A 23349-nucleotide genomic window follows, 5' to 3' on the forward strand; every position below is an offset into this window, starting at 1 on the left:
TAGATGGAAACCACTCGTTCTGAAAGAATCAAACTTGGCGTATTCATGTTCATATGCCTGGCGCTGATTATCGCCTTTTTGGGTTATGTGCTGAATCGCTTCATTAGCGCCGAATACGACAACTACTACACCGTGTTCAAGGGATCGGTCATCGGTCTTTATAACGAAGCCAAGGTCAAACTGAACGGTATCGACGTGGGTAACGTCACCGGAATCCAGATTGATTCCTCTAGCCTGGATCAGGTGGTGGTGAGCTTCAAGGTGAAGCATGGAACTCCCATTAAGCCGGGTACCCGTGCCGGCATGACCAACGGTCTTTCCCTCACTGGCGAAAAGCACATCGTTCTTTCGGGTGGTCACTTTAGCGAACCTAATTTGCAGGAAGGCGGTTTTGTTCCTGCTGAAGCTTCTTCTTTCGATAAGTTTGCGGACCAGGCTGGCGGCATGGTTGAAAAGGTCGACACCTTGCTCTCCAACTTTAGCAGCGTCTTTACTGCAGAGAATGCCGAGAACATCCGCATCACTCTGAAGAACATGGCCAACATGTCTGCGAACTTGAACCGCACCACTCGCGAAATGGCAAAGCCCATCGAAAGCGTGACCAAGACTGCTGAATCCATGCAGGCTGCCGCCGAGTCCATGAAGTCTGTCATGGCCAGCGTCGAAGAAGCAAAGATCGCGGCCAAGGCTGGCGAGAACTTGGATCTGCTCAAGGAAAAGCTTGATGCCATCGATACCAAGAGCATGAATGACAATCTTGCCCAGGCCATGGAGTCCATCAACAAGCTGGCCCAGCGTCTGGATGCGATGGTCTACAACAACCAGGATCAGGTGGGCGACGTGCTGACGGAACTGAACACCGTGCTTGAAAATCTGGATGAATTTAGCCAGAAGATCAAGAATAATCCCTCTGCCCTTATCCGTTCCGAAAACAAGAGCCGTAGACAATAAATTTTTATGATGACTGTGGGTAAGGCCTGCAGACTGTAAAAGGAAGGTTTGAAAATGAAGTTTGTTAAAGTCCTGACCGCCGTATTGGTAAGCCTCGTGGCCGGCATGATGACCGCTTGCATTGGCGGTGGTTCCAGCGAACCGACCCGCTATTACATGGTGGATGTAGAAAACATTGGCACTGTAGGTGCTGGCAATGCTTCCAAGACCGTTCAGGTCCGCAAGTTTACCATTGACCCGGCATACCAGCGCAGCAACATCGTATACCGCGAATCCGCCTACACCTTCATGTTCTATGATTTGGACCTGTGGGCCTCTCGCCCCGACCAGATGCTGAACAAGACTGCTGTAAAGTACATCGACCAGAGCGGCCTCTTTGCCAAGGGATCAAAAACCGCCAAGCCCGACTACGAAATTCTGGGCAACATCGATGCTATCGAAGAAGTGGATGAAGGCTCCAGCCGTTACGCCCATTTGGATATGACCTTGACCTTCCGCAAGACCGAAGGCGCTCCGCTCTTTGAAAAGGAATACAACGAACGACTGACCATGGACGGTTCCGAGCCCCAGCATGTGGCCCAGTCCATTTCTAAACTTTATGGCCAGTTCATGGAAGACTTCTTGAAGAACGTTTCCCAGAACATGGGCGAATAAGCGGGCGCAAAATGGGGAACCTGTACCGCGATGCCTTAAAGGCGCTGGACTGGGGCGAGGGAGCGGTTGTCATTGGACACAAGTCTCCCGATGGTGACTCTGTGATGTCAGCCTTGGCTTATGCCAAGCTGATGCAGTCTCTGGGATATAAGGCCGAGGCCAAGATGGCCGGAAAGCCGAACAACGAAACTTTGTTTGTGGCTAAGGTTCTGGGAATTGAACTGCCCGAAAATTTGCCTAGCGTTTCGTCTTGTTCGTTAGCGGATAGAAACTGCGGACCTGCTCGTCTAATTCTCGTGGATCACAGCGATTACGCCCAGGCCGTAGACGGGGCCCGCGATGCAAGAATCCTCCAGGTGCTGGATCATCACGGTATCGGAAACATTTCGGAATCCAAACTGCTTTATGCCAAGTATATGCCTGTGGGTTCTACCTGCAGTATCGTGTATACAAGCTACAGGGAACTTGATGTCGAAATTACGTCTGAGGTGGCGAAGATTCTTTTTGCGGGACTTCTGTCGGATACGTTAAACCTGAAGAAGGTGACCGTGACTGATGTAGACCGTGCCATCTACGAAGACCTGCTGGAAATGCTGGCCCGCGACTGGAATCTGGATAAGGATTGTGCCCGCCAGAAGGCGTCTGAAATTTTTGACGGAATGGTGGAGGCTGCCCACGACTTTAGTTCCATGACCTACGAGGACATCTTTAATTCCGATGCCAAGGATTACGTGATGGGAACCGCCAAGTTCCGCCTGGGTAGCCTGGATTGGCGTGACGTTTCAACCATCGATGAATTTGCGGATCGGCTGTTGGCGGTAATGCCTAACGTAGCCAAGGCTTCGGGATGCAATATGGTTTTCTGCCGTGTGGGTTTTGAAGAAAAGACCTACATGCTTTATGGCGGTGTAGATAGTACGTCTGCCCGGTTTGCCAAGGCCATTGCAGAACGTGCCTTCGGAAAATCTAAGCGGGAAGGCATTGTTTATTGCGAACGTCGCCTGAGTCGCAAGCTTGATGTTGTGCCGATGCTTGCCAAGGCCCTGTCCTAAAGGCAGAGAATCCCCTTCGCTAGCAAAAAATTAGCTGTTTTACCCCCTTGTAAACAAATTTTACAGTACAAATTCGCTATATAAATCTAAATTCGGGGCATGAAATTCGGATTTTATCGTTCCTTGTTAGTTTTCGGTGCTGTTTTTGGTCTTTCTCAGGCCTTCGCTGCTCCCGATGCCACCCATATTGAATATTTTGACTGCTGGATGGAAAAGGGTAGCGCCCTTGTTCCCGCTGAAAAGGCCCGTTTGAAGGCTACAGACGATTCCGGCATCTGTGGTTGCTTCAAAGTTCGCGAAAATGGCGGCTTTGGCTGGCGCGGTAACGATGATCCCAAACAGATTCTCAAGGTCTACGACCTTCCCAAGCCGCACGTCATGAAGTGCGACGACGGATCCTGCCTCAAGGGCAAGGCTCTTGAACAGTGCATGGATAACGTGCGTCAGACCGCTTTTGCCCTGTCTGAATTCGTCGATGGTCATCCTCTGGCCGGTGCCGTGCCTCTGGTCTTTGATGAAGGCTGGGATATGACTCCCTTTGGCGAATACTTCAACCAGCGCAAGGAACGTGCCCGCGAAATTACCTGCTTCCTGAACGTGCATGGTCGCCCCGATCTCCCTAATAGCGCCGACTGGAACAACTCCGGCATCTTCCACATGAAGGGCCTGCCCAAGAAGTTGCTTCCCGAAACTATCGCTCGCTTTAACGACTTTAGTGATGCCCGCTGCCTCGATGGAAACGAACTGACCGGCTTTGCCTACAACGGCTATAAGGAAAATGTTCGCCACGTAGACGACAAGGGCATACTGCAGGGTGAAGAAATCGGTTACATGAACGACCCCAACTATCCTTCTAAGCAAGGTGATGAATGGGGACAGGTGGCATGGACCGCTAACTATAAAAATGGTATGAAGGAAGGTACGGCTGTCTTCTATAAGTCCAGCGTCATGGACAAGGCCGAAAAGCCTTACTACTTCAAGCACCTTGAAGTCCCCTACAAGCAGGGCTATGTTGACGGTACTGTCCGTATGCTCAGCGACAAGGGCTTTGTCATGGCTGAAGTCTCCACCAAGCGAGGCGGTCTCCACGGCCGTACAACCGTGTTCAACCCCTTCAAGAAGAAGAACCTGGCCATTACCTACAATGCCAACAACCTGGATGGCTTTGTGGACTTTGGTGACTTCGGCGGTGTCTTCAAGGATGGTTTGCCCAACGGCATGATTACTTTCTGGTCTGTGAAGGATACCTGCTATGAATGGCTTCCCGGTTCCTCTGTGTGCTATACAGAACGTCTCAAGAAAAAGCAGTGGGGCGCCTACAACATGGGTATGCCCAAGGGCACCATGGAATGCTGGAATGGCAAGAAGGGCAAGGTTGATATGGACTGCCCCGACCCGATCCAGGATTCTCTGAGCCGCGACCCGCGTCAGATCGCTATCCGCGCTCTGGAACAGGTTGAAAAGGCCAAGAAGGAAGCCAAGAAGGCTCACGATGCTCTGGCCATTGCCGAAGAAGCCGTGGCTATCCGCAAGCAGGATGCTGCCATCGCCGATTCCAATGTAATCAAGGCAGAACGTGCCGCTGTTGTGGCCGATAGTCTGGCAAAGATTTCTGAAGCTGCCGCCAAGAAGGCCGCCGAAGAAAAGGCCAAGGCCGAGGCTGATTCTGCAAAGGCTGCCGGTGTGAATGCCGCCGCCGAAGCTGCTGCTGCTCCTGCTGCTGAAGATCCGAAGGCTGCCAAGAATGTCAAGGGCAAGAAGGGCAAGGCCGCTAAGGAATCTAAGGCTGCACCCAAGGCCGCCAAGGGCAAGAAATCCAAGAAGTAATCTCTCTCTGTCTTGGACGACGACGTGCCTGCGCGCCGGTGCCATGCCTGCTAAAAGTTTAAAAAGCGAGGTTCAGCCTCGCTTTTTTCGTCTGCAAAATTCGTCTGCAAAATTCGTCTGCAAAAAAAATGCGAGGATTTTTTCCTCGCGTTTTACAAGTCTTGAAAAGACCTAGTCGTGAATGGAATTTTTCAGATTCTCGATCATTCTTGCGAAGCTGGGATCTGTTTCCATTTCCTTCTTGATGCTCTTGATGGCATGAACCACGGTAGAGTGGTCCTTGCCGCCGAAGCGGGAACCGATGCTCTGGAGGCTGATGGGGGAGCATTCGCGCATCAGGAACATGGCGACCTGACGAGCCTTGGAAATTTCCTTGGTTCCGCGGCCGGATTCGATAAGCTTGGATTCGGGAACTTCGTACTGGTTAGAAACGGCACGGAGAACGGCGTCCAGGCTGACGCGACGGCGGGGGTTAGGTGCGAATTCGGTAGCCACCTTCTGAGCGATATTCATATCGATGTCGTGGCTCATGAGGCTAGACTGCAAAGTCAGCTTGATAATGGCACTTTCCAATGCACGGACGTTGCTGGCGATATGTTCTGCCAGGTAATGCAGAACTTCGTCGCTGATTTCCAGGTGGCGTTCTTCGGCCTTCTTGTGGAGAATGGCTTCGCGAGTGTCGACGTCAGGGGGCTGGATGTCCACGGTAAGGCCCCAGGCGAAACGGCTGACCAGACGGTCGGACAGGTTCTTGACTTCGGTTGCGGGAGCGTCAGAAGAAAGAACGATCTGCTTGCCGCCCTGATGTAGGGCATTGAAAATGGAGAAAAATTCGTTCTGAAGTTCGTATTTGCCGGACCAGTTCTGGATATCGTCGATCAGGAGGATATCCACTTCGTTGCGGTAGAAGTCGCTCATTTCGGTGATGCGCTGGTCGCGGAGGCACTTCATGTACTGCTGGGAGAAGTCTTCGGAAGTCAGGTAGCGGACTCGCTTTGTGGGGTCTTCTTCCAGGATGTAGTTACCGATAGACTGGAGCAGATGGGTCTTGCCCAGGCCGGAGGGGCCGTAAATGAAAAGCGGATTGTACTGGGTGCCGTCGGGGTTGCGGGCTACAGACAGGGCGGCGTTGAATGCCAGCTGGGCCTTGTCGCCAGGCACGAAGTTTTCAAAACGGAAACTGCTAGATAGGGGGATGCTAGACTTGAAAATGCTGTTGCTTTCGTCACGGACGGCGGTTACGGTAGGCTGGGGAGCCGCTTCCTGATTCTGGAATTCAAATTCCATGGGAGTTTCGTCGTGGCTGACTTCCTTCCAGGCGACGCCGATCAGTGCCTTGTAGGCGGCATAGACTGCAACATCAAGACCGTGGGGAACCGAAATGACAGCGTGACCGATGGTCTGGTTGACCAACTTGGTCTGAGCAAAATATGTCTTGAAGACTGTGTCCGAAAGCATCCCATGGAGATAGCTCAAACATCTTTCCCATTCGACTGTCATGATCTTCCTCTTCCTCGATAAGCAGCAACGCTTAATACAAATCTATCAACAATTGGCTTATAAATGTAGTAAAAATTGGATGGACTGTTGATAAGTTTGCTAAAAAATGGGAAAATTTTTATAAAAAATTGGGCTATAACTGTTTGATATTCAATAAGTTAGGCTATCGGGCCGGTGGGGGAGCCGGCTTTTTGGGGCGCTTGGCGCCGGCTTCAAGGGGTGCCCCTATGCGGAATTTTTTAAATTTGCCGTGTTATGGACATTCTTTCTAGTTTGGATTACTGGTTCTGGACCCCGATTTTTGCCTGGGTAGGCCTCTATCGTTGGTTTAATCGAATTTCTTACCCCACTTATTTTAAAAGTCAGATGCGCAAGGGCCAAAAATGGGCCTACATCCCGGCCTGGAAGGGCTATTGGGCTCTGTGCGACAAGGTTTTTACCCTGGCTGCGGCCCTGTTGTCGGCGCTTCCCGCCATTTGGATCGTAAATAGGTGGACTGATTCCCCATGGTACATGGGTTTTGCTTCTTCGCCCCTGTTTTTGGCGGTTGGCTTTGTTCTTTGCAGGGCCGCCAAGAACAAAACGGCCAAACTTTACCAGAGTGCTTACTTCCTTGAGTACCGCAAGGTGCGTTACAAGTACGAAGTCAAGGGAAACTTCAGGAACGAGGCTGACGTACAGAATCAGACTGTCTGGAGCTACACCAAGAAATTGAAGAATGCCGAGGCCCATGGTCGTCTGTGGAAGTATGTGAACGCCATGGCCAAGACTAAGAAGATTCCCCCCGACATTTACGCGGAGACCATGTATGTCTAACATTCTCGACCAGGCTGGTATGGGCGAGGCTGTGCTGACCGGTAAGGAGGCATGGGCCTATTCCGAAGACATCCTGCTGAAGGTATCCAGGACGTTCGCCCTGAACATTAATGTCTTGAAGGGTAAGCTGCACAAGAGCATCTTGCTTGCCTACCTGTATCTGCGAATTGCCGATACGGTAGAAGACGATCCTGATATGGTTGCCTCGGAAAAGGAAGTCATACTGGAAAAGTTCGCCAAGATTTTTAGATCCGCTGAACTGCGTGAAGAGGCCGTTTCTGAATTCGAGGGTTCTTTGCCGGCCAGCTGGCGTGCCCGCGCTACGGAACCTTATTTTGATCTGTGCCTGCATACCCATGTGGTGGTTCCCCTGCTCAAGGAACTGCCCGAAGTCTATGCCGCTCCGGTCCGTGATGTGACTGTTGAAATGTGCGGTGGTATGGCCAAGTTTGCCAAGCGTCAGGAAGCCGCCCTCAGCTCCGGCTGGTTCACTCTGGAATCCGTTGGCGATCTGGATGAATACTGCTACTATGTTGCAGGTATCGTCGGCAAGTTGCTGACTCACCTTTTTGCCGCAGACACCTGCCTGATTAGCGACGCCCGCAAGGCCGAAATGCAGAAGCTGGATGTTAGCTTCGGCCTGGCCCTGCAGGTTGCAAATATCGTAAAGGACTGCCGCGAAGATTCTGAACGCCGCGTGTGCTTTGTTCCCGAAGAAATCTGCCGCAGGCACGGTTTTGCCCATAGCTACGACATGTTCGTGGGCGAGGCCGGTTCCGCTCCCGCTGCAGGATCCGCAGGATCTGCCGACTTCGAAAAGCGTCGTGCTGCCGTCATGGGTGAGCTGGTGCAGAAGGCCTGGAGTCATCTGGATGATGCCATCGCCTATACCAAGCTGATTCCCAACATCAAGATGCGTACCCGCCTGTTCTGCCTGTGGCCCCTGTTCATGGCCGCCGAAAACATGAAGTTGATCGGCGACGGCTCCGCCATCTTCGCAAGCGACAAGAAGGTGAAGATTTCCCGCGATACCGTCAAGCAGATTGTGAAGTCCACCATGAAGCATTTCTACAGCGATAAGTGGATCGACCGAAAGTTTAAAGAGGTTCGAACCTAATGAAGTTCTATAACAAGTTGCCGTTCCATATTGCGGTTATCATTTTTAGTATCGTTTCTGACCAGCTTACCAAGCAGTGGGCCTTGGCCCGATTCACCAACGAAACCGGCGCTCCCAATCATGAAGTCATTAACGTGATTGGCGAACTGGCCCGATTCCAGCTGGTGTTCAATAAGGGTGCCGCCTTCAGTAGCCGCCCTCAGGACCTGATGCCCTTCTTGCCGCCCTGGCTGTTCTTCTTGCTGATTTCTGTTGTGGCTGCGGTGGTGCTGTTCTGGTTCTACAGAAGCATCGACAAACGCGACTATCTGAGCCGCCTTGGTGTGGTGATGATCATCGGTGGCGCCATCGGAAACTTTATTGACCGTATGCGCCTGCAGATGGTGGTAGACTTTATCGACTGCGATTTCCCCGACTTCATCATGACAAGATTTCCCACCTTTAACGTGGCGGATTCCTTTGTGACTGTGGGCGTCGCTCTAGTGATTCTTTCTCCGGTAATTTTACGCAAACTGCATAAACAAATTAAGGAAGAAGAAAAGGCCGCCAAGGAAGCTAAGGCTACCAAGGCGGAATAAGCCTAGTCCTTTACATTTTGCATGGACTCGAATTTGACCCAGGCTTCGGCCGGGGTCTTTTCTGTTGCTGTAGACAGCACGTTGTAGTCGACGGCGATCTTGTCGGTGTTGGTCAAGTCAAAGGCCAGGTCGTTCTTGTCTATGGTCTTGACCAGGTGACCGTTTACGAAGGCCTGTATGTTGCCGGAATCGGTTGTCTGTACCTTGACCTGGTTGAATTCCCCGATCTTGATGAATGAGGAATCGGCCGACAATTTCAAAATGTTCTTGCCGGGGTCGTTGATGGTGAACTTTCCGTCGGCGTGGACGTCAAAGCGGTAGTCATCATAACTGTTTTTCTTGAACAGCTGAATGCCCGCATAGTTCATGTTGTCGCCTATCTTGATTTGAGCCACAAAACCGCAGGCCACAAAGCGTGTGTAGTTGGCACTGAGGATCCAGTTCCTGATACTTTTGTTTGCCTTGCCGTCGCCGCTGGTAACGTGTATCACTCCGCTTTCCATTTCGAAGTTAGGGGAACTGTCGAAAGCGAAATCGACAGAAGACACATCTTCGCTAACGAAGTTGTTTGTGGGTTCACCCTGGGAGGGAATGTCGACGGAGTTTCCGTTGGCCGATGTGGAACTTTCGCCGCTGCAAGCAATAAGGAATGCGGCCAGTAGACTTAGATACTTGCTGTTCATGACGATTCCCTTTGTGAGACTGTTACTTGATTTTGATGGCGCGGACGCTGAACTTGCAATTCTTGTTTGAAGATAGTTCGGCGAAGGTTTCGTTGTAGTAACTCAAATGTCTAAAGTATGCCTTTTCCTGGTCCTTTTCTTCGTCGGTCCAGAAGTAGGCGTAATTGTTCAGATAGTTGAAGACCTTAAGGCTGCTCTGGGATCCTGCGGGCAATGCCTTGAATCCGAATGAGTCCTGGCCGGGAATACGTGTCCCAAGCATGCCGGTTTCGCACCAGTGCTCTGTGTTGGACTTTAGGGCTGTACCTGCCTGCAGGCCCGTGCTCTTCTGACAGAAGTTTTCCAGTTCGACAAAATCTTCGCGGGTGGGGAGGCGGAAGCCTTCGGGTACGGCAAGCTTTGCCTGTTCCCAGGTGTACAGCAGGCCGTAGGTGGTCGCCTTTTCGGAACTGTTGTTGTACGGGTTGGCGCCTTCTACCACGAATGCGAGATTCTCTGCCATCCATTCCTGGTTGCCGATGATGACCGTCTTGTAGGTGCGGCCGTCACGGGGGTCGGTAAATTCACTGGAAACCTTGTTGGCTTCGCTGGCGATACGGTTGAGCTCTTCCAACTTTTCGGGCGGGAGAATGTCCTGGTTGTTGGCTCCACAATGGGGGCAGTAGTTGAAATTGAAGGAAATATCCTTATGGCATTTCTTGCAGCCCTTGATCAAGGGGAGCGCCTTTTTACAATTCATACAGAAATGAGTTGTGGCGTCAGTAATCTCGGCATAACAGTTGGGGCATAAAATCATGATTTTCTCCAGTTCTTGTGCGCTCTTCTTAAAAGCGTCTATAGAAAGGAAAATAATATGTTTTCCCCCAAAAAAATCTAACGGACTAAAATAAATAACCCATATAATTGACTTTTTGAGCCGATCACACCCAAAATGGCACCCCATCGAGACCTGCTCCTGAGCGAATCAAAAACGAAAATTCTCCGCAGGCAATTGAAAAGACGGATGCTGGAATTTATCCGCCAGGCGGACGCTTACGGTATCGACATCGTCATTTCCTTTGATATCGAGAATGCCAATGCCGATCAGCTTGAACGCACGATGAACGATCTGGAGATGATTGATGCGACCGTAGAAAACGAACCTTGCTGATTTGAATATGAAGTGGATAATCGGATCGCTGATCGCCTAGAGAAGGGGTTTGTTTGATAAATATTTTTTCTATCTTTACCCCGTATGAAGAATGTAGATACTATTGCCGTTCTTGATTTTGGTGGCCAGTATGCCCACCTGATCGCAAATCGTGTCCGCCGCCTCGGCGTTTTCACCGAAATTCATTCCCCCAACTGCGACGTTTCCGAACTGGAAGGCGTCAAGGGAATCATCTATTCCGGTGGTCCCTCCAGCGTTTATGCTGCCGACGCTCCGGAATACAATCCCGAAATCTTGAACCTGCCGGTACCCAAGCTGGGTATCTGCTACGGTCATCAGCTTATCGCCCAGCAGCTGGGCGGTCACGTTGAACCGGGCAAGGTAAAGGAATATGGCATTGCCGACTTGATCGTTGGCGACGAAAAGTGCCCGATTTTGAAGGACCTGCCCAAGGCCTCCCCCATGTGGATGAGCCATGGCGACCAGGTGACCAAGCTGCCCGAAGGCTACCGCATCGTGGCAAGCACCAAGGACTGCGAAATCGCAGCAGTCGCTTTCGACGAACGCAAGATCTACGGCATCCAGTTCCACCCCGAAGTGACCCACAGTAAGTTCGGCATGAAGCTTCTCGAAAACTTCATCGACATTACCGGCGCACAGAAGACCTGGAACATGCACAGCTATCTGCCCCTGATTACTGCACGTATCCAGGAACAGGTGAAGGACCGCAAGGTGTTCCTGCTGGTTTCCGGCGGTGTGGACTCCACGGTGGCATTCGTTCTCCTGAACCGCGTGCTGGGCCCCGAAAAGGTTCTGGGTCTCCATGTGGATAACGGCATGATGCGTCTGGGCGAATCCCAGAAGATCATGGACTTCCTGAAGGCCGAAGGCATGAACAACCTTCAGATCCGCGACGCCAGCGAACACTTCCTGGCTAAATTGGCTGGCGTGACTGCGCCGGAAACCAAGCGCGGCATCATCGGTAAGGAATTCCTTGTCGTCAAGGACGAGGAAATGGCCAAGCTGAACCTTGACCCCAACCAGTGGATGATGGCTCAGGGCACCATCTACCCCGACACCATTGAATCCGGCGGCACCAAGAACGCCGACAAGATCAAGACCCACCACAACCGCGTCCAGGAAGTTCTGGACCTGATGGAAAAGGGCCTTGTGCTGGAACCGCTGGCCGACCTTTACAAGGACGAAGTTCGCGCTCTTGGCGAAGAACTGGGTATCCCCCACAATCTCGTCTGGCGTCACCCCTTCCCGGGCCCGGGTCTGGGCGTCCGCCTGCTTTGTAGCGATGGCGTCCTGAAGGACGACATGGTCGCATTCGACGACGTGAAGGACACTCAAGGCGGCAGCCTCGCCGACTACCTGAAGGCAAACAACATTTCTGGCCGCATGCTCCCCATCAAGAGCGTTGGCGTTCAGGGCGATGGCCGTACCTATGCACAGCCGTTCCTGCTGACAACCGCCGGCCTCTCCTGGAAGGACTGCGAAAAGTTCTCCACCGAACTTGCTAACCGCTTCAAGGCCATCAACCGCGTAATCTACCAGATCGGTACCGTGGCCGACGAAGACCCGAAGCTTGTGGAACAGTACGCAACCCGCGAGAACTTCGATACACTGCGTAAGTTCGATGACATCTGCACCACCTTCCTGCAGGAAAACAAGCTGTACGAAGAAATCTGGCAGATGCCTGTGGTATCCGTTCCGCTGCGCACCGCTGGCAAGCCCTGCATCGTCATGCGTCCGGTGAACTCCACCGAAGCCATGACCGCAAACTTCGCCGAAATCGACCAGGGCATGCTTGCAGGTCTCTGGCGCAAGTTCGAAGCAGAAGGCGCCGGTTCACTTTGGTACGACGTAACTCACAAGCCGCCGGGAACCATTGAATGGGAGTAATTTTTACTCTTCATTAAACATTAAAGCCGCAGGAAGAACTTCTTCCTCGGCTTTTTTTATTTATACGTATCTATACTATATTTGTGAAATGCATTCGCTTAAAAGAAAAACATTCCCTCTTTTCATCGCAACTCTTTTGATGATTCTAGTCGAGTTCTCCGCATGCAGTAACTCATCCGAGCCCGACGACATTAGCGGAAATTCAACAACCGAGCAAGGTTCTTCTAGCCTCATTGAAGCAGATATTCCAACATCCTGCCCCGAGAAGCTTGGTGAAAATGAAATTTGCGACCCTCGCGATTTCAAGATTTACCACACCACGGAAATTGGCGCACTGATCTGGACATCCGAGAACCTTCGTTACAAGGTCGAGGGTAGCCGCTGTTTCGAAGACAATGATTCAAACTGCGTCAAGTTCGGCCGTCTGTACAATTGGACGCAGGCCATGGATTTTAAACCCTATTTCCTGCGCAACACAGCCGAGGATTCCATCAAAAAGCCCTACCATCAGGGAATCTGTATGCCGGGTTGGCATGTCCCCGACACTCTGGAATGGAAATACCTGATGAGCTATACCGACATCATGAAAGAAGACCCTTACGGTTTCAAGGTTCTCCATGGCGGTTTTTACAACAACTATTTTTTCTCGTACTGGCCTGACGCAGACAGATTCATCACTTCTACCGAAAGTGATGAAATGGACTATTATGTAGACTACAATCAGGATACTTTCTTCGACGAAACGGTACCTCAATCAAGAGTGAACAGTTTCGGCGTCGACCCAAAAGACAACTCCATCAACGAATCCTCCAAATCCCACGGATTTTCTTTACGTTGCGTCAAGGATACCTTGCTCATGGAAATGATCATTCCCTCCAGTTCCTCCGTCGCATCCAGTTCCTCTATTGAGCTGTCCAGTTCATCAGAAGACGCCCCCTCATCCAGTGAAGAAGTCTGCGCCAGTGTACAAAAAGAGAGCTGGAAGTATCTGAGCTCCAAAGTAAAGTATGATGTTTTCCAGGATGACCGAGACGGCCATTGTTACAAGAGTGTCAAAATCGGAGACCAGGTCTGGATGGCAGAAAACTTAAACTATGTTGACTCCATCGCCCACCCCTTCTTTGCAGGGAAAACCCATTGTCTAGGCAACGACCCCGACAGCTGTGAAATTTTTGGACGTTTTTACACCCAGGTGGCGGCCATGAAGGCATGCCCCGAAGGTTGGCATCTTCCGTTCAGTGATGAAATCTACACCCTTCTGGAAACAGTAAGCGACGCCTCCCTTAAGTCAGCGGAATGGACTTGGCAAGAAAGCCCAGCAACAAACGAAAGCGGATTTTCCGCATTGCCCCTTGGAATATTCGTTGACGAGGCGAGCTATTGTGGCGATGCTTGCGACGTGATAGAAGAATATTTCTTTGGTTACGGAGAACTGGTAAATATTTGGAGCCGCCAAAAGTCTTTTCTCCCTGACGATGAATTCTCTTCCTATCTATTAATGTTCGATTACGCCAAGGAACCCGCAAGAGTCGACCTCGAAGAACGAATCATGGGAATGAACGTTCGCTGCGTCCACAACTAATTTGATTTTTGGGAGAGAAGGTTGTTTATATGCTAAACTATACGAAAAAGTCTTTTTGCACCTGCCTGCTTGCATCGATCCTTGCATCGGTCTTCCTTACAGCCTGCGGCGATAGCGACTCAGGAAGTCCGAATTCGCCGGAGGAAAACCAGGCTAATTCTTCCAACAGTCTGTCTATAGCCCAATGCGAAGATCGTTATGGCATTTCTGGAAGTAACTCCTGGTCGAAAACGATCACCGACTCATCCTTGATCAAGGACGTTGCCTGTTCCAAGACTACGGAATTCATCGACCAGAAGGGAGGCTTTCAGACGGTTTGTCACGAATTAACATACAATTCCGAATATAACCGCCTGGAGATATTCCTTTCGTCTGAATATGGCTATAGGAAAGTCTGGGTTACCCTTGACGGTTGTAAATACAAGTTAGGAAGCGACGGCGACTTCAACACCTTGATCGCAAAGGCCCCTGAATGGAAACTGGACGGATGCCTCTGCAAGGAAGAAAAGGGCGAGACCTATTATCGCAACAGCGCACCGAAAATCTTAGCGGAAAGTTCCAGTTCCATGGCCGAAGAGGAATCTTCCTCAAGCATGGAATACCCCAGGGAATCTTCCAGCAGCATCGCCTACGTGCCGCCCTCAGAAGCTGTCGCTGGAACCATGGTCGATAAGCGGGACAATCGCGAATACAAAACCGTGACCATCGGCAGTCAAACCTGGATGGCCGAAAATCTTGCATACGCCTATACGGAACCCACAAAGACACAGGACTCCTCCAGTTTCTGCAACAGTGAAGCTGAAGGAAATTGCGAAAAATACGGCCGTCTTTACCTATGGTCTGCTGCCATGGATTCCGCAGCCGTATTTTCAGAAAGCGGTAAAGGCTGCGGCTACGATTACAGGAAATGCGCTAACGAAGATAACAAGGGCACAGTCCGTGGAATCTGTCCCGAAGGCTGGCATCTGCCCAACGTCAATGAATATCAGGTCCTATTTACCGCCATCGGAGGACATAAAATACCGGGATATCCTGATTGGACCAATGTTGAAAAATCACTGAAGTCCCTTGATGGCTGGAGTGAATACAACAATCGCGACGCAAACGGTTATGACGACTACGGATTCTGCGTGCTACCGGCCGGCCGCGCCGATGACATAGGAGAAATCAATCCCTATGATCAAGGTGGCGTAGCCTTTTTCTGGACATCCGATCGCAGAAATGATTTCGTGGCCGAAATCATAACATTCGAAAATTGGACCCCGAACGTTAGCAATAGCGGAGTAGGCTCAGATTCATTTCTTTCTATTCGTTGCATAAAGGACTAGCAAATTCTATGAAAAACATAAGGTGGTTTACACTTGTTTCCTTTTTGTTCTGCACATTTACGGCCTGCACAGACAGCGGCATGACCCCCGAAGAAAAGGAAAGAGAAAAGGAACTGGAAGCCTATCGTGCTGAGCGAGATCTACTCGACAGCATCGTTGGAGGGATGAGTTCCGTCATTCGATTAAACCATTCCAGCGGAGGCAACGGAACACATATTTCCGATGGATTCCGCCCCTCCCGCAATACCGATACCACTATCGAAATCAATAAGTTCGTCAAGGATATGATCGTAGAAATTCGCTTTAGCGATCCTACGGTCTGCAATTACAAAAACACAAAGTTTTTATTAAACGGCAAAGAGATCAAAGGTGAACAATCTTCAGACTCTTACGGAGGACTCCTTTTCAGCGACATTTTCGAAAAGCAGGATGAAACACATCGTCTGGAAATTCAGTTGGATTCCGCCAACTGTGGAAACCTGAAGGAAACCTACACGTTGGTTCCATCAAAAAATCCAGGTGAAGCTCACTTTACAGAAGTCTGCTACAACTACGATGACTATTTTAGCACTTACGTAGAGGGATATTTCTACTCCAGGGTCATTCCATGCTACTACGGAGGTTTTTATTCCACCTACGTAGATACACTCCAATCCAGATGTTTCCTAAAAACCGAATCGGAATCCATGGAACTGAAGATTGATTTTGAAAAAGATTACGACATCATGAATTCCAGTCGCTATCAGAGAGGTGAAGTATCTCTTGACAGCGCCACCTTGGTCAACTTCCTGAATGGCGATACCAGCGCAACGTTGTCCTGCGCGCTCATTTTCCAGGACTGGCTTGTACCCGCACAGGTTAATAAGGAATTCAAATACTACAATCATTCCATCCATTTCAAGAAAGCGGAAAAACTTCGTCTATTAGACCTAGTCGTTAATGATTATAATATAAGTACAGTCGAGCCCTCCAATTTGGTGAGTTTCCTATTCACACGAACCACCGTAAAGGGGGAAAAGATTTTCGCTTCCGAATCCTATGGACTGTACCATACAACATCTCTTGGAGTCATGCATCAAATGCGTTGGAAAGATGTCTATGACGGACTCATCGACGAAAGCACCTCCGAAGACTCGGTGCAAGTCCTTGCAGTCGCCTGGCCCACAGGCGCCACCACAAAAGAAGAAGATGAACTCTTTACTATACTTAGGTATATCCGCTCGGAAGAAGATTCCTCCGTTTTTGCCACAACCCTGGATTCTGTCATGAACGTGGTAACCGACGAAGCCGGCAACATCAAGGACAAGTTCTACTTTATGGACGCCAGACGTATTCCCGGATACGACATAAAGGATTATCAGTAGCAAGACATGTCAGCCTTTACACCTGTAATCATCATTCTTGTTTGCATTCTCGGCCTCCTGTTACTGCCCGTGGTTCTAGGCTGCGGGCTACTGGTGTTCTTTGTTGGCAGCCTCAGCCTGAGCAAGACGCAAATACTCAGCAGATAAGTTTCCGCACCCAAGGTCAATACACTTGTCTGTCTCATGTACGTCGTACTTGTACGGACTGCCGCGATCCAAAATCGCGGGTATGCATTGCCAATTTCGAGCAGCGGACGCATCCAAATGCCGCCACCAATCAAATTGGCTAGCAACCATTTGATACAAAGATGCGTATGTGCTATTGACGTCACACGGCATCACAGCCATCAATACATTATTCAGCATAGGCTCGACCGAGCCGCGCGACTAGCGCTTGAGCAAAGCGAAAGCGCAATGGGAAAAATTTTTCCCCTTAAAGAGAAAGCCGCTGGATCTGATTGATCCGCGGCTTTTTTTACGAGTTCAAATTCTCGAATTTATGCCAACAGTTCGTCGGCCAGCTTTTCCATCTGGGCGATGTTTTCGTCCTTCATGGCGATTTTGATGCTGACCTTGTTCTGGGCGATGGTGATGTCCTTGGCGGCTTCGAACATAGTGGCCATGTTCTTGGCGGCGGCGGGGGCCCAGGAACCGTTTTCCATGAAGGCGATGGTGCGCTTCTGGTAGTTGCGTTCCAGCAGGTGGTCGATGAATTCGCGCATCTTGGGGAACACGCCGGTGTTGTAGGTGGTGGTGGCCAGAACCAGCTTGCCGTAACGGAAGGCGTTCTCGATGCATTCGTAGGTGTCTTCGCGGGCAAGGTCAGAGACGACAACCTTCTTGCAGCCCTTGGCCTTCAGGATTTCTGCCAGCTTTTCTACAGCCTGCTTGGTGTTGCCATAGACAGAGGTGTAGGCGATCATGACGCCTTCAGATTCCACGTCGTAGTTGGTCCAGATCTTGTAGTAGTTCAGGTACTCTTCTACGTTGCCCACGATGGTGGGACCGTGGAGGGCGCAAATCTTTTCTACGGGAATGTCAGAAAGCTTTGCAAGCACAGCCTGGGCGTTGGCGCCGAACTTTCCTACGATGCCGAAGTAGTAGCGGCGGGCTTCGCAGGCCCAGCCTTCCGGGTCTTCAACGTCGTTAGCGCCGAACTTGCCGAAAGCGTCTGCTGAGAACAGAACCTTTTCGCTGGATTCATAGCTCATGATGACTTCGGGCCAGTGGACGTTGGCGGCAGTAACGAAGTTCAGGGTGTGTGCGCCCAGTTCCAGCTTGGTGCCTTCGCCGGCTACAACCTGACGATCGGCAAAGTCGGTTCCAAAGAAGTTCTTCATCATGGTGAAGGCCATCTTGGAAGAGACGATCTTTGCGGCGGGATACTTTTCCATAAACAGTTTGATGTTTGCGGAATGGTCCATTTCCATGTGGTGGACCACCAGGTAAGCGGGCTGCTTGTCGCCAATGGTCTCGGCGATATTCTTAAGCCATTGTTCTCCAAAATTCTGGTCTACCGAATCCATCACGGCGATCTGTTCATCCATGATGACGTAGGAGTTGTAGGCCATGCCCAGGGGCACTTCGAACTGGCCTTCGAAAAGGTCAATTTCGTGGTCGTTGACACCAACGTACTTAATAGAGTCGGTCACTTTCATTTCGTAAGAGAACATGGTTAAACCTCCTTGTATTCTTCGGTTGTTTCAGATGCTGTAGACATGCGGCGGGCAAGTTCGATAAGGGTCTGCACGCCAAAGCCGGTGGCACCGTATTCGGTGTACTTCCACTTCTTGGTAACGAAGGCGGTGCCTGCAATATCCCAGTGAGACCAGGCGGTGTTTTCGGGTACGAATTCCTGCAGGAAGAGGGCGGCGCTGATGGCACCGGCGTCGCTTCCGGTGTTCTTGAGGTCTGCAAACTTGTCCTTCAGGGCATCGGCGTATTCTTCTTCCAGAGGCATGCTCCAGAACTTTTCGCAGCAGGCTTCGCCGGCGTTGATGACGTTCAGGGCCAGGGCATCGTCGTTGCTGAAGAATCCGGTAACGGCATAACCCAATGCGCGGACCATGGCGCCTGTGAGGGTGGCCAGATCGATAATGTGGGTGGCTCCGATGAGGCCTGCTTCGGCCAGACCGTCAGAAAGTACAAGGCGGCCTTCGGCGTCGGTGTTGTCTACCATGACTGTCTTACCGTTCTTGGCGGTAAAGATATCGCCGGGGAGCACAGACTTGTTGCCGATGGCGTTTTCGGCCAGGCAGCAGATGGCGCTGACCTTCATGGGCAATTTCAAGGTGGCGATGGCCTGGATGGCTGCCAGAGTGGTGGCGGCACCGCTCATGTCGCTGATCATTTCGGGCATGGATTTGGGCGGTTTGAGGCAGAGGCCGCCGGTATCGAAGGTGAGACCCTTGCCAACGATGACCAGGTGGTCGGCGGAGCTGCGGTCTCCGCGCTTGCCTGCTGCAGCCTTGGTGCCGTCGTAGGTCATGGTAATCATGTGGGGTTCGTGGGAGCTACCCTTGCCAACGGTAACGTGGCCAATGAAGCCTTCCTTTTCCAGCTGCTTCATGTCGCGGACCTTGATGGAAAGGCCCGGAGTATACTTGGCGATGGTCTTGGCGCGTTCGACGAACTCGGCGGGGTAAAGGTCGCTGGCGCAAGTGTTGATCAAGTTCTTGGTCAGGGCGATGGCCTTCTGTTCGATGGCTACGTCTTCGGCGATGGCCTTGAATTCGGCAACGTGTTCGCCGGCGACGATTTCGAAGGTGACCTGGAAGTTTTCTTTCTGCTTGCTCTTGTAGGCGTCAAACTTGTAATCGGCGTAGTGGAGGCCGTGGGCGATGGCCTTGAACTGTTCGGGGGCGGCATCGGCAAGCATGATGCTTACTACGGGAATCTGGCGGGCCATGGCCTTCTTGGCCAGGCGATAGGCGGCCATGCGCAAGTGGTCCAGATTAGAGATGCCACGCTCCTTGGCGGCGTTGACGAAAATGGTGGAGGTGCCATCGATTTCCAGAAGTTCCAGGTCTTCGAAGGGGCCTTCCTGCATGCCGGCCAGAACGGATTCTACCTGCTTTTCGGCGGTTTCGGAAAGGACGTTGGAGAACTGGATGGACTGCTTGACAAAAAGAAGGGCGGACACATTGGCCTTGCCCGACGGAGTTTTAACAATATTCAATTTCATATGTCATTAATGTAGTTAAAAAATGCTATTATATTCCATGTAAGAACAGGAGGTTTTATATGAATCTTAAGTATGTTGGAATTGTGTCTGCACTGGCTCTTTCTGCAGCCTTTGCCCAGGAAACTGCTGCTCCTGCAACTGAAGCCGCTCCCGCTGCCGAAGTGGCCGCCCCTGCTGAAGTTGCCGCTCCTGCCGTAGAACCGGCTGTTGCCCCCGCCGAAGCCGCACCCGTTGCAGCCCCGGCTCCCCAGGTAGCTGAACCGGTCGCTGCCCCCGCTCCCCAGGAAGCTGAATCTGCCGATGTGGCTGTTGCCCCCAAGGCCGTCCGTGGCGAAGATGCTGCCCCCGCAGCAGAAGTTGCTGAACCCGTCGCTGCCCCTGCCGCTGAACCCGTTGCAGCTCCCGCTCCCCAGGTAGCCGAACCCGTTGCGGCCCCCGCCCCCAAGGCTGTCCGTGGCGAAGATGATGCTCCCCGTACCGTTTACTACGAAACCGTCTACACCCGCGAAGATGGTACCCCCGTGCGCACTGTCTATGTGGCTCAGCACAGGTCCTCTTCTAAGGATACCGTTTCTATGGATCAGCTGATGGGTCTTGTTCCCATGCAGTTCAAGATCGGTGCTCATGGTTCTATCGGTTCCTATTACCTGACCGGTGACAAGTGGGACGATGATGACTACTATGGCATTTCCTGGCGCGCAGGTTTGATGTCCATCATTCCCCTGAATGATTACACTATGGGTATCAAGCTGGGTGTAATCTTTGAACGCAGCAAGTCTAGCGAAACTTACGACTACTACGACAACAACAACAAGGCTGTTCCGGTAAGCTTCAACTTCGACCAGATGAAGGTGAACATTCCGGTACTCTTTACCTTCAAGGGTGCATCTTCCAACCTTTACTTCGATCTGGGTGCCCAGATTTCTATTCCGGTGAAGGATGAACTGAAGGTGTCTTACAAGAACGGTCAGGAGAAAATCAAGGAAACGACTGACTTGATGGATGAAGATTACCGCACGAACATGGACTGGAGCCTGGTCTTTGGATTCTCTGTCATGGCTCATAAGCGCCTGTCCATCGACGTGAAGGCCGATGTGGGCCTGTCTGACCTGTACGAAGGTTACAGCGAATTCCCCAGCCTGGACCTGAGCTGCTCCTCCTTCGGCATTGGTCTTACCTTCTACCCGTTCTAATAACTCGTAAAAAAGGAACGATCGCTTTATGATCTTGCCTATCCTTGCCCTGGTGGCTGGCATTGCCGTTCTGGTCTGGAGCGCCGACAAGTTTGTGGATGGCGCCGTTGGCGTTGCTGAATTCTGTGGTATGTCTACGCTCCTGATCGGTATGGTGGTGGTGGGCTTTGGTACCAGCGCCCCCGAAATGGTGGTGTCTGCCCTTTCTGCCTTGCAGGGGAATCCTGAGCTGGCCTTGGGTAACGCATATGGCAGCAACATTGCGAACATCGCTCTGATTCTGGGCGTTACCGCCCTGATAACCCCGCTGGTAGTCAAGCGCTCCGTTCTCAAGAAGGACTTGCCGATCCTTATCGGTGTGATGGCCCTGGCCATTATCCTTGTGGCCGACGGAAGCGTGACCCGCATGAACGGCATTGCCTTTTTGGCTGTGTTCTTTGCTGTCATGGGCTATAACATCGTAAGCGAGATGCGCGGCTCCAAGACCTTGAACGCAGACGCTTCTGCAAGTGCCGCGGATGATACCGACAACGGTTCTTCAAAGAGTCTGGGCAAGTCCATCTTCTGGTTGCTTCTTGGCCTGGTGCTTTTGGTGGTCAGTTCCAAGATGCTGGTGTGGGGCGCCGTTGAAATCGCCCGCAGCCTTGGCATGAGCGACTTGCTCATTGGCCTTACCATCGTGGCTATTGGAACCTCTTTGCCGGAACTGGCCAGCTCCATTGCCGCCGCCCGCAAAGGCGAAGACGACCTGGCCGTAGGAAACATTATCGGCTCCAACCTGTTCAACACCCTGATGGTGGTGGGCATCGCCGCAACCCTGGACCCCATGGAAGCCGTGGAACGAGACATGGTGACCCGCGACCTTCCCCTGATGGCTGTACTCACCCTGTCGTTGCTGGTGCTGGGCTTCCGCCGCAAGGGCGATGGCCGCATTAACCGCATTGCCGGCGGTGTCTTGCTGGCCATATATGTGGGTTACCTTGGATTGCTTATTGCCCAGGCCTCTGGCGCGATTTAATTTGAAATAGGCTTCGCCTTTTTTGGGGTGAGAGTCAGAATAGAAAAGCATACTTTTAAACAAAGGGCTCCGCAAAAGGGCTCCGCAACTGCGGAACCCTTTTAAAGTTTATGGAGCAATAGGAGCGTCTATAACGCTGACGTGAACTGCCTACGGAACCGCTACATCGGCGGGAAGAAGATGTAGGCGATGGCGATGGCTGCCATAACGCCCACGGCATCGGCAATCAGGGCGCAGGTCACGGCATGGCGGGTCTTCTTGACGCCTACGGAACCGAAGTAGACTGCGATGATGTAGAAGGTAGTGTCGGCGGCTCCCTGGAACATGCAGCTTAGGCGGCCGGCGAAACTGTCGGGGCCCAAGGTCTTCATGGCGTCGATCATCATGCCGCGGGCACCGCTTCCGCTAAGGGGTTTCATGATGGCGGTGGGCAGGGCCGGAACCACATCGCTGCCGACACCGATCATGTTCAGCAGGGCGGCGATGCCGTTCATCAAGAGGTCCATGGCGCCGCTGGCACGGAACACCGCAACGCCTACAAGGATAGCTACCAGGTTGGGAATGATCATGACGGCGGTGTGGAAGCCGTCCTTGGCGCCTTCTACGAAGGCTTCGTAAGCCTGCACTTTCTTGTAGCAGGCCAGACCCAAAAAGGCCACGATAACGCCGAACAGTACGAAACCGCTAATGAACAGGCTGCTGGCGCCAATGGCTTCTGCTGTCAGGTGGCTGAAGTAGACCATGATGGCGATAACGCAGGCCGAAAGACCGCCGAGCCATGCCACCGTTACAGGGTCCTTCAGCTTCACCTTCTGGAAAAAGCTCAAGGCCACAATGCCCGCGATGGTACTGAAGAATGTAGAGAGCAGCAGGGGGAGGAATACGTCACTGGGGTTGGCCGCTCCCATCTGGGCGCGGTACGTCATGATGCTGACAGGGATCAAGGTCAACCCGCTGGCGTTCAGCACCAGGAACATGATCTGGGAGTCGCTTGCCACGGACTTGTCTTCGTTGGGGTTGATTTCCTGCAGTTCCTTCATGGCCTTCAGACCCATGGGGGTGGCCGCGTTGTCAAGGCCCAGCATGTTGGCGCTGATGTTCATGAGCATGGTGCCCACCACAGGGTGACCCTTGGGAATCTGGGGGAACAGTCGGCTGAACAGCGGCTGCACGATCTTGGCGAGAATCTGCACGGCACCAGCCTTTTCACCAATCTTCAGAATGCCAAGCCAGAGGCTGAGAATGCCGGTGAGGCCGATGGCTATTTCGAAGGCTGTCTTGGACATGTCGAATGCGCCCAAAATGGCTTTGTTGAAAATTCCGGTGTCGCCGAAGGCCAACCATTGAACGATACAGGCGACGAATGCACCAAAAAAGAATACGAGCCAGATAACATTTAAAACCATGGGCCTAATTTTAGAAAAGATTGCACAAAAAAAATGGA

Annotated in this window: 21 protein-coding genes; 15 read left to right on the top strand and 6 right to left on the bottom strand. The window is 51.8% G+C overall.

The features are described 5' to 3' along the window. Positions 1 to 3: 3 nt before the first annotated feature. From B7992_RS05825 to B7992_RS05840, 4 genes are all read left to right on the top strand, one after another. The gene (locus tag B7992_RS05825) at positions 4 to 951 is read left to right on the top strand and encodes an MlaD family protein (RefSeq protein WP_073160437.1); all 948 of its coding nucleotides are present in this window, start codon (positions 4 to 6) and stop codon (positions 949 to 951) included. A 54-nt stretch (positions 952 to 1005) separates the two neighbouring features. Further along, positions 1006 to 1605, top strand: coding sequence for an ABC-type transport auxiliary lipoprotein family protein (locus tag B7992_RS05830; RefSeq protein WP_073236587.1), 600 nt, complete (start codon positions 1006 to 1008; stop codon positions 1603 to 1605). 11 nt (positions 1606 to 1616) lie between these two features. Further along, the gene (locus B7992_RS05835) at positions 1617 to 2657 is read left to right on the top strand and encodes a DHH family phosphoesterase (protein ID WP_088665772.1); all 1041 of its coding nucleotides are present in this window, start codon (positions 1617 to 1619) and stop codon (positions 2655 to 2657) included. A 99-nt stretch (positions 2658 to 2756) separates the two neighbouring features. Continuing rightward, positions 2757 to 4484, top strand: coding sequence for a hypothetical protein (locus B7992_RS05840; protein ID WP_073160443.1), 1728 nt, complete (start codon positions 2757 to 2759; stop codon positions 4482 to 4484). A 171-nt stretch (positions 4485 to 4655) separates the two neighbouring features. On the opposite strand, the gene dnaA is transcribed toward B7992_RS05840, so the two are convergent. Continuing rightward, a complete protein-coding gene (dnaA, locus tag B7992_RS05845) occupies positions 4656 to 5984 on the bottom strand; it encodes a chromosomal replication initiator protein DnaA (RefSeq protein ID WP_073236598.1) in 1329 nt (442 codons plus the stop codon). Between the two features lie 255 nt (positions 5985 to 6239). Between dnaA and B7992_RS05850 the strand changes: the two genes are divergently transcribed. The 3 genes from B7992_RS05850 to lspA are packed head-to-tail and all read left to right on the top strand — an operon-like array spanning position 6240 to position 8495. Continuing rightward, positions 6240 to 6800 (top strand): hypothetical protein, encoded by a 561-nt coding sequence (locus tag B7992_RS05850; protein ID WP_073160447.1) that lies wholly within the window; start codon positions 6240 to 6242, stop codon positions 6798 to 6800. Further along, positions 6793 to 7917, top strand: coding sequence for a squalene/phytoene synthase family protein (locus B7992_RS05855; protein WP_073160449.1), 1125 nt, complete (start codon positions 6793 to 6795; stop codon positions 7915 to 7917). Before B7992_RS05850 ends, B7992_RS05855 begins: the two co-directional genes overlap by 8 nt. Next, the gene (lspA, locus tag B7992_RS05860; RefSeq protein ID WP_073160451.1) at positions 7917 to 8495 is read left to right on the top strand and encodes a signal peptidase II; all 579 of its coding nucleotides are present in this window, start codon (positions 7917 to 7919) and stop codon (positions 8493 to 8495) included. The genes B7992_RS05855 and lspA overlap by 1 nt, the downstream gene beginning before the upstream one ends. A 2-nt stretch (positions 8496 to 8497) precedes the next feature. Here lspA and B7992_RS05865 read toward each other — a convergent pair whose 3' ends face one another. Beyond that, on the bottom strand, positions 8498 to 9178 hold the full coding sequence (locus tag B7992_RS05865) for a hypothetical protein (RefSeq protein WP_088665773.1): 681 nt from the start codon (positions 9176 to 9178) through the stop codon (positions 8498 to 8500). Between the two features lie 22 nt (positions 9179 to 9200). Continuing rightward, positions 9201 to 9974, bottom strand: coding sequence for an FISUMP domain-containing protein (locus B7992_RS05870; protein ID WP_175547678.1), 774 nt, complete (start codon positions 9972 to 9974; stop codon positions 9201 to 9203). A gap of 135 nt (positions 9975 to 10109) precedes the next feature. Between B7992_RS05870 and B7992_RS16300 the strand changes: the two genes are divergently transcribed. From B7992_RS16300 to B7992_RS16585, 6 genes are all read left to right on the top strand, one after another. Next, positions 10110 to 10328, top strand: a complete 219-nt coding sequence (locus tag B7992_RS16300) for a hypothetical protein (protein WP_139258415.1) — start codon at positions 10110 to 10112, stop codon at positions 10326 to 10328. An 84-nt stretch (positions 10329 to 10412) separates the two neighbouring features. Continuing rightward, a complete protein-coding gene (guaA, locus tag B7992_RS05875; protein WP_088665775.1) occupies positions 10413 to 12236 on the top strand; it encodes a glutamine-hydrolyzing GMP synthase in 1824 nt (607 codons plus the stop codon). A 139-nt stretch (positions 12237 to 12375) separates the two neighbouring features. Then, on the top strand, positions 12376 to 13818 hold the full coding sequence (locus tag B7992_RS05880) for an FISUMP domain-containing protein (RefSeq protein ID WP_176421861.1): 1443 nt from the start codon (positions 12376 to 12378) through the stop codon (positions 13816 to 13818). 29 nt (positions 13819 to 13847) lie between these two features. Then, positions 13848 to 15146, top strand: a complete 1299-nt coding sequence (locus B7992_RS05885; RefSeq protein ID WP_088665777.1) for a fibrobacter succinogenes major paralogous domain-containing protein — start codon at positions 13848 to 13850, stop codon at positions 15144 to 15146. 8 nt (positions 15147 to 15154) lie between these two features. Next, positions 15155 to 16510: a hypothetical protein gene (locus B7992_RS05890; RefSeq protein WP_139259219.1), complete on the top strand. Its 1356-nt coding sequence runs from the start codon at positions 15155 to 15157 to the stop codon at positions 16508 to 16510. Positions 16511 to 16516: 6 nt separating this feature from the next. Next, positions 16517 to 16657 carry a hypothetical protein gene (locus B7992_RS16585; RefSeq protein WP_158236594.1) on the top strand — a complete coding sequence of 47 codons (141 nt, stop codon included), beginning with the start codon at positions 16517 to 16519 and terminating at the stop codon, positions 16655 to 16657. 350 nt (positions 16658 to 17007) lie between these two features. Here the strand turns inward: B7992_RS16585 and B7992_RS05895 are convergent, their stop codons facing one another. Both B7992_RS05895 and B7992_RS05900 read right to left on the bottom strand, forming a co-directional pair. Next, complete coding sequence (locus B7992_RS05895; protein ID WP_217653124.1) at positions 17008 to 18183, bottom strand: FprA family A-type flavoprotein; 1176 nt, start codon at positions 18181 to 18183, stop codon at positions 17008 to 17010. 2 nt (positions 18184 to 18185) lie between these two features. Continuing rightward, a complete protein-coding gene (locus tag B7992_RS05900; RefSeq protein ID WP_088665778.1) occupies positions 18186 to 19694 on the bottom strand; it encodes a M17 family metallopeptidase in 1509 nt (502 codons plus the stop codon). Positions 19695 to 19753: 59 nt separating this feature from the next. Between B7992_RS05900 and B7992_RS05905 the strand changes: the two genes are divergently transcribed. Both B7992_RS05905 and B7992_RS05910 read left to right on the top strand, forming a co-directional pair. After that, complete coding sequence (locus B7992_RS05905; protein WP_088665779.1) at positions 19754 to 20887, top strand: porin family protein; 1134 nt, start codon at positions 19754 to 19756, stop codon at positions 20885 to 20887. Between the two features lie 28 nt (positions 20888 to 20915). Further along, positions 20916 to 21905, top strand: coding sequence for a calcium/sodium antiporter (locus B7992_RS05910; RefSeq protein ID WP_088665780.1), 990 nt, complete (start codon positions 20916 to 20918; stop codon positions 21903 to 21905). A gap of 161 nt (positions 21906 to 22066) precedes the next feature. Here B7992_RS05910 and B7992_RS05915 read toward each other — a convergent pair whose 3' ends face one another. Then, positions 22067 to 23311: a nucleoside recognition domain-containing protein gene (locus B7992_RS05915; protein ID WP_073160463.1), complete on the bottom strand. Its 1245-nt coding sequence runs from the start codon at positions 23309 to 23311 to the stop codon at positions 22067 to 22069. Positions 23312 to 23349 lie beyond the last annotated feature (38 nt).

The sequence above is a fragment of the Fibrobacter sp. UWH1 genome, from assembly GCF_002210365.1.
Classification (GTDB): domain Bacteria; phylum Fibrobacterota; class Fibrobacteria; order Fibrobacterales; family Fibrobacteraceae; genus Fibrobacter.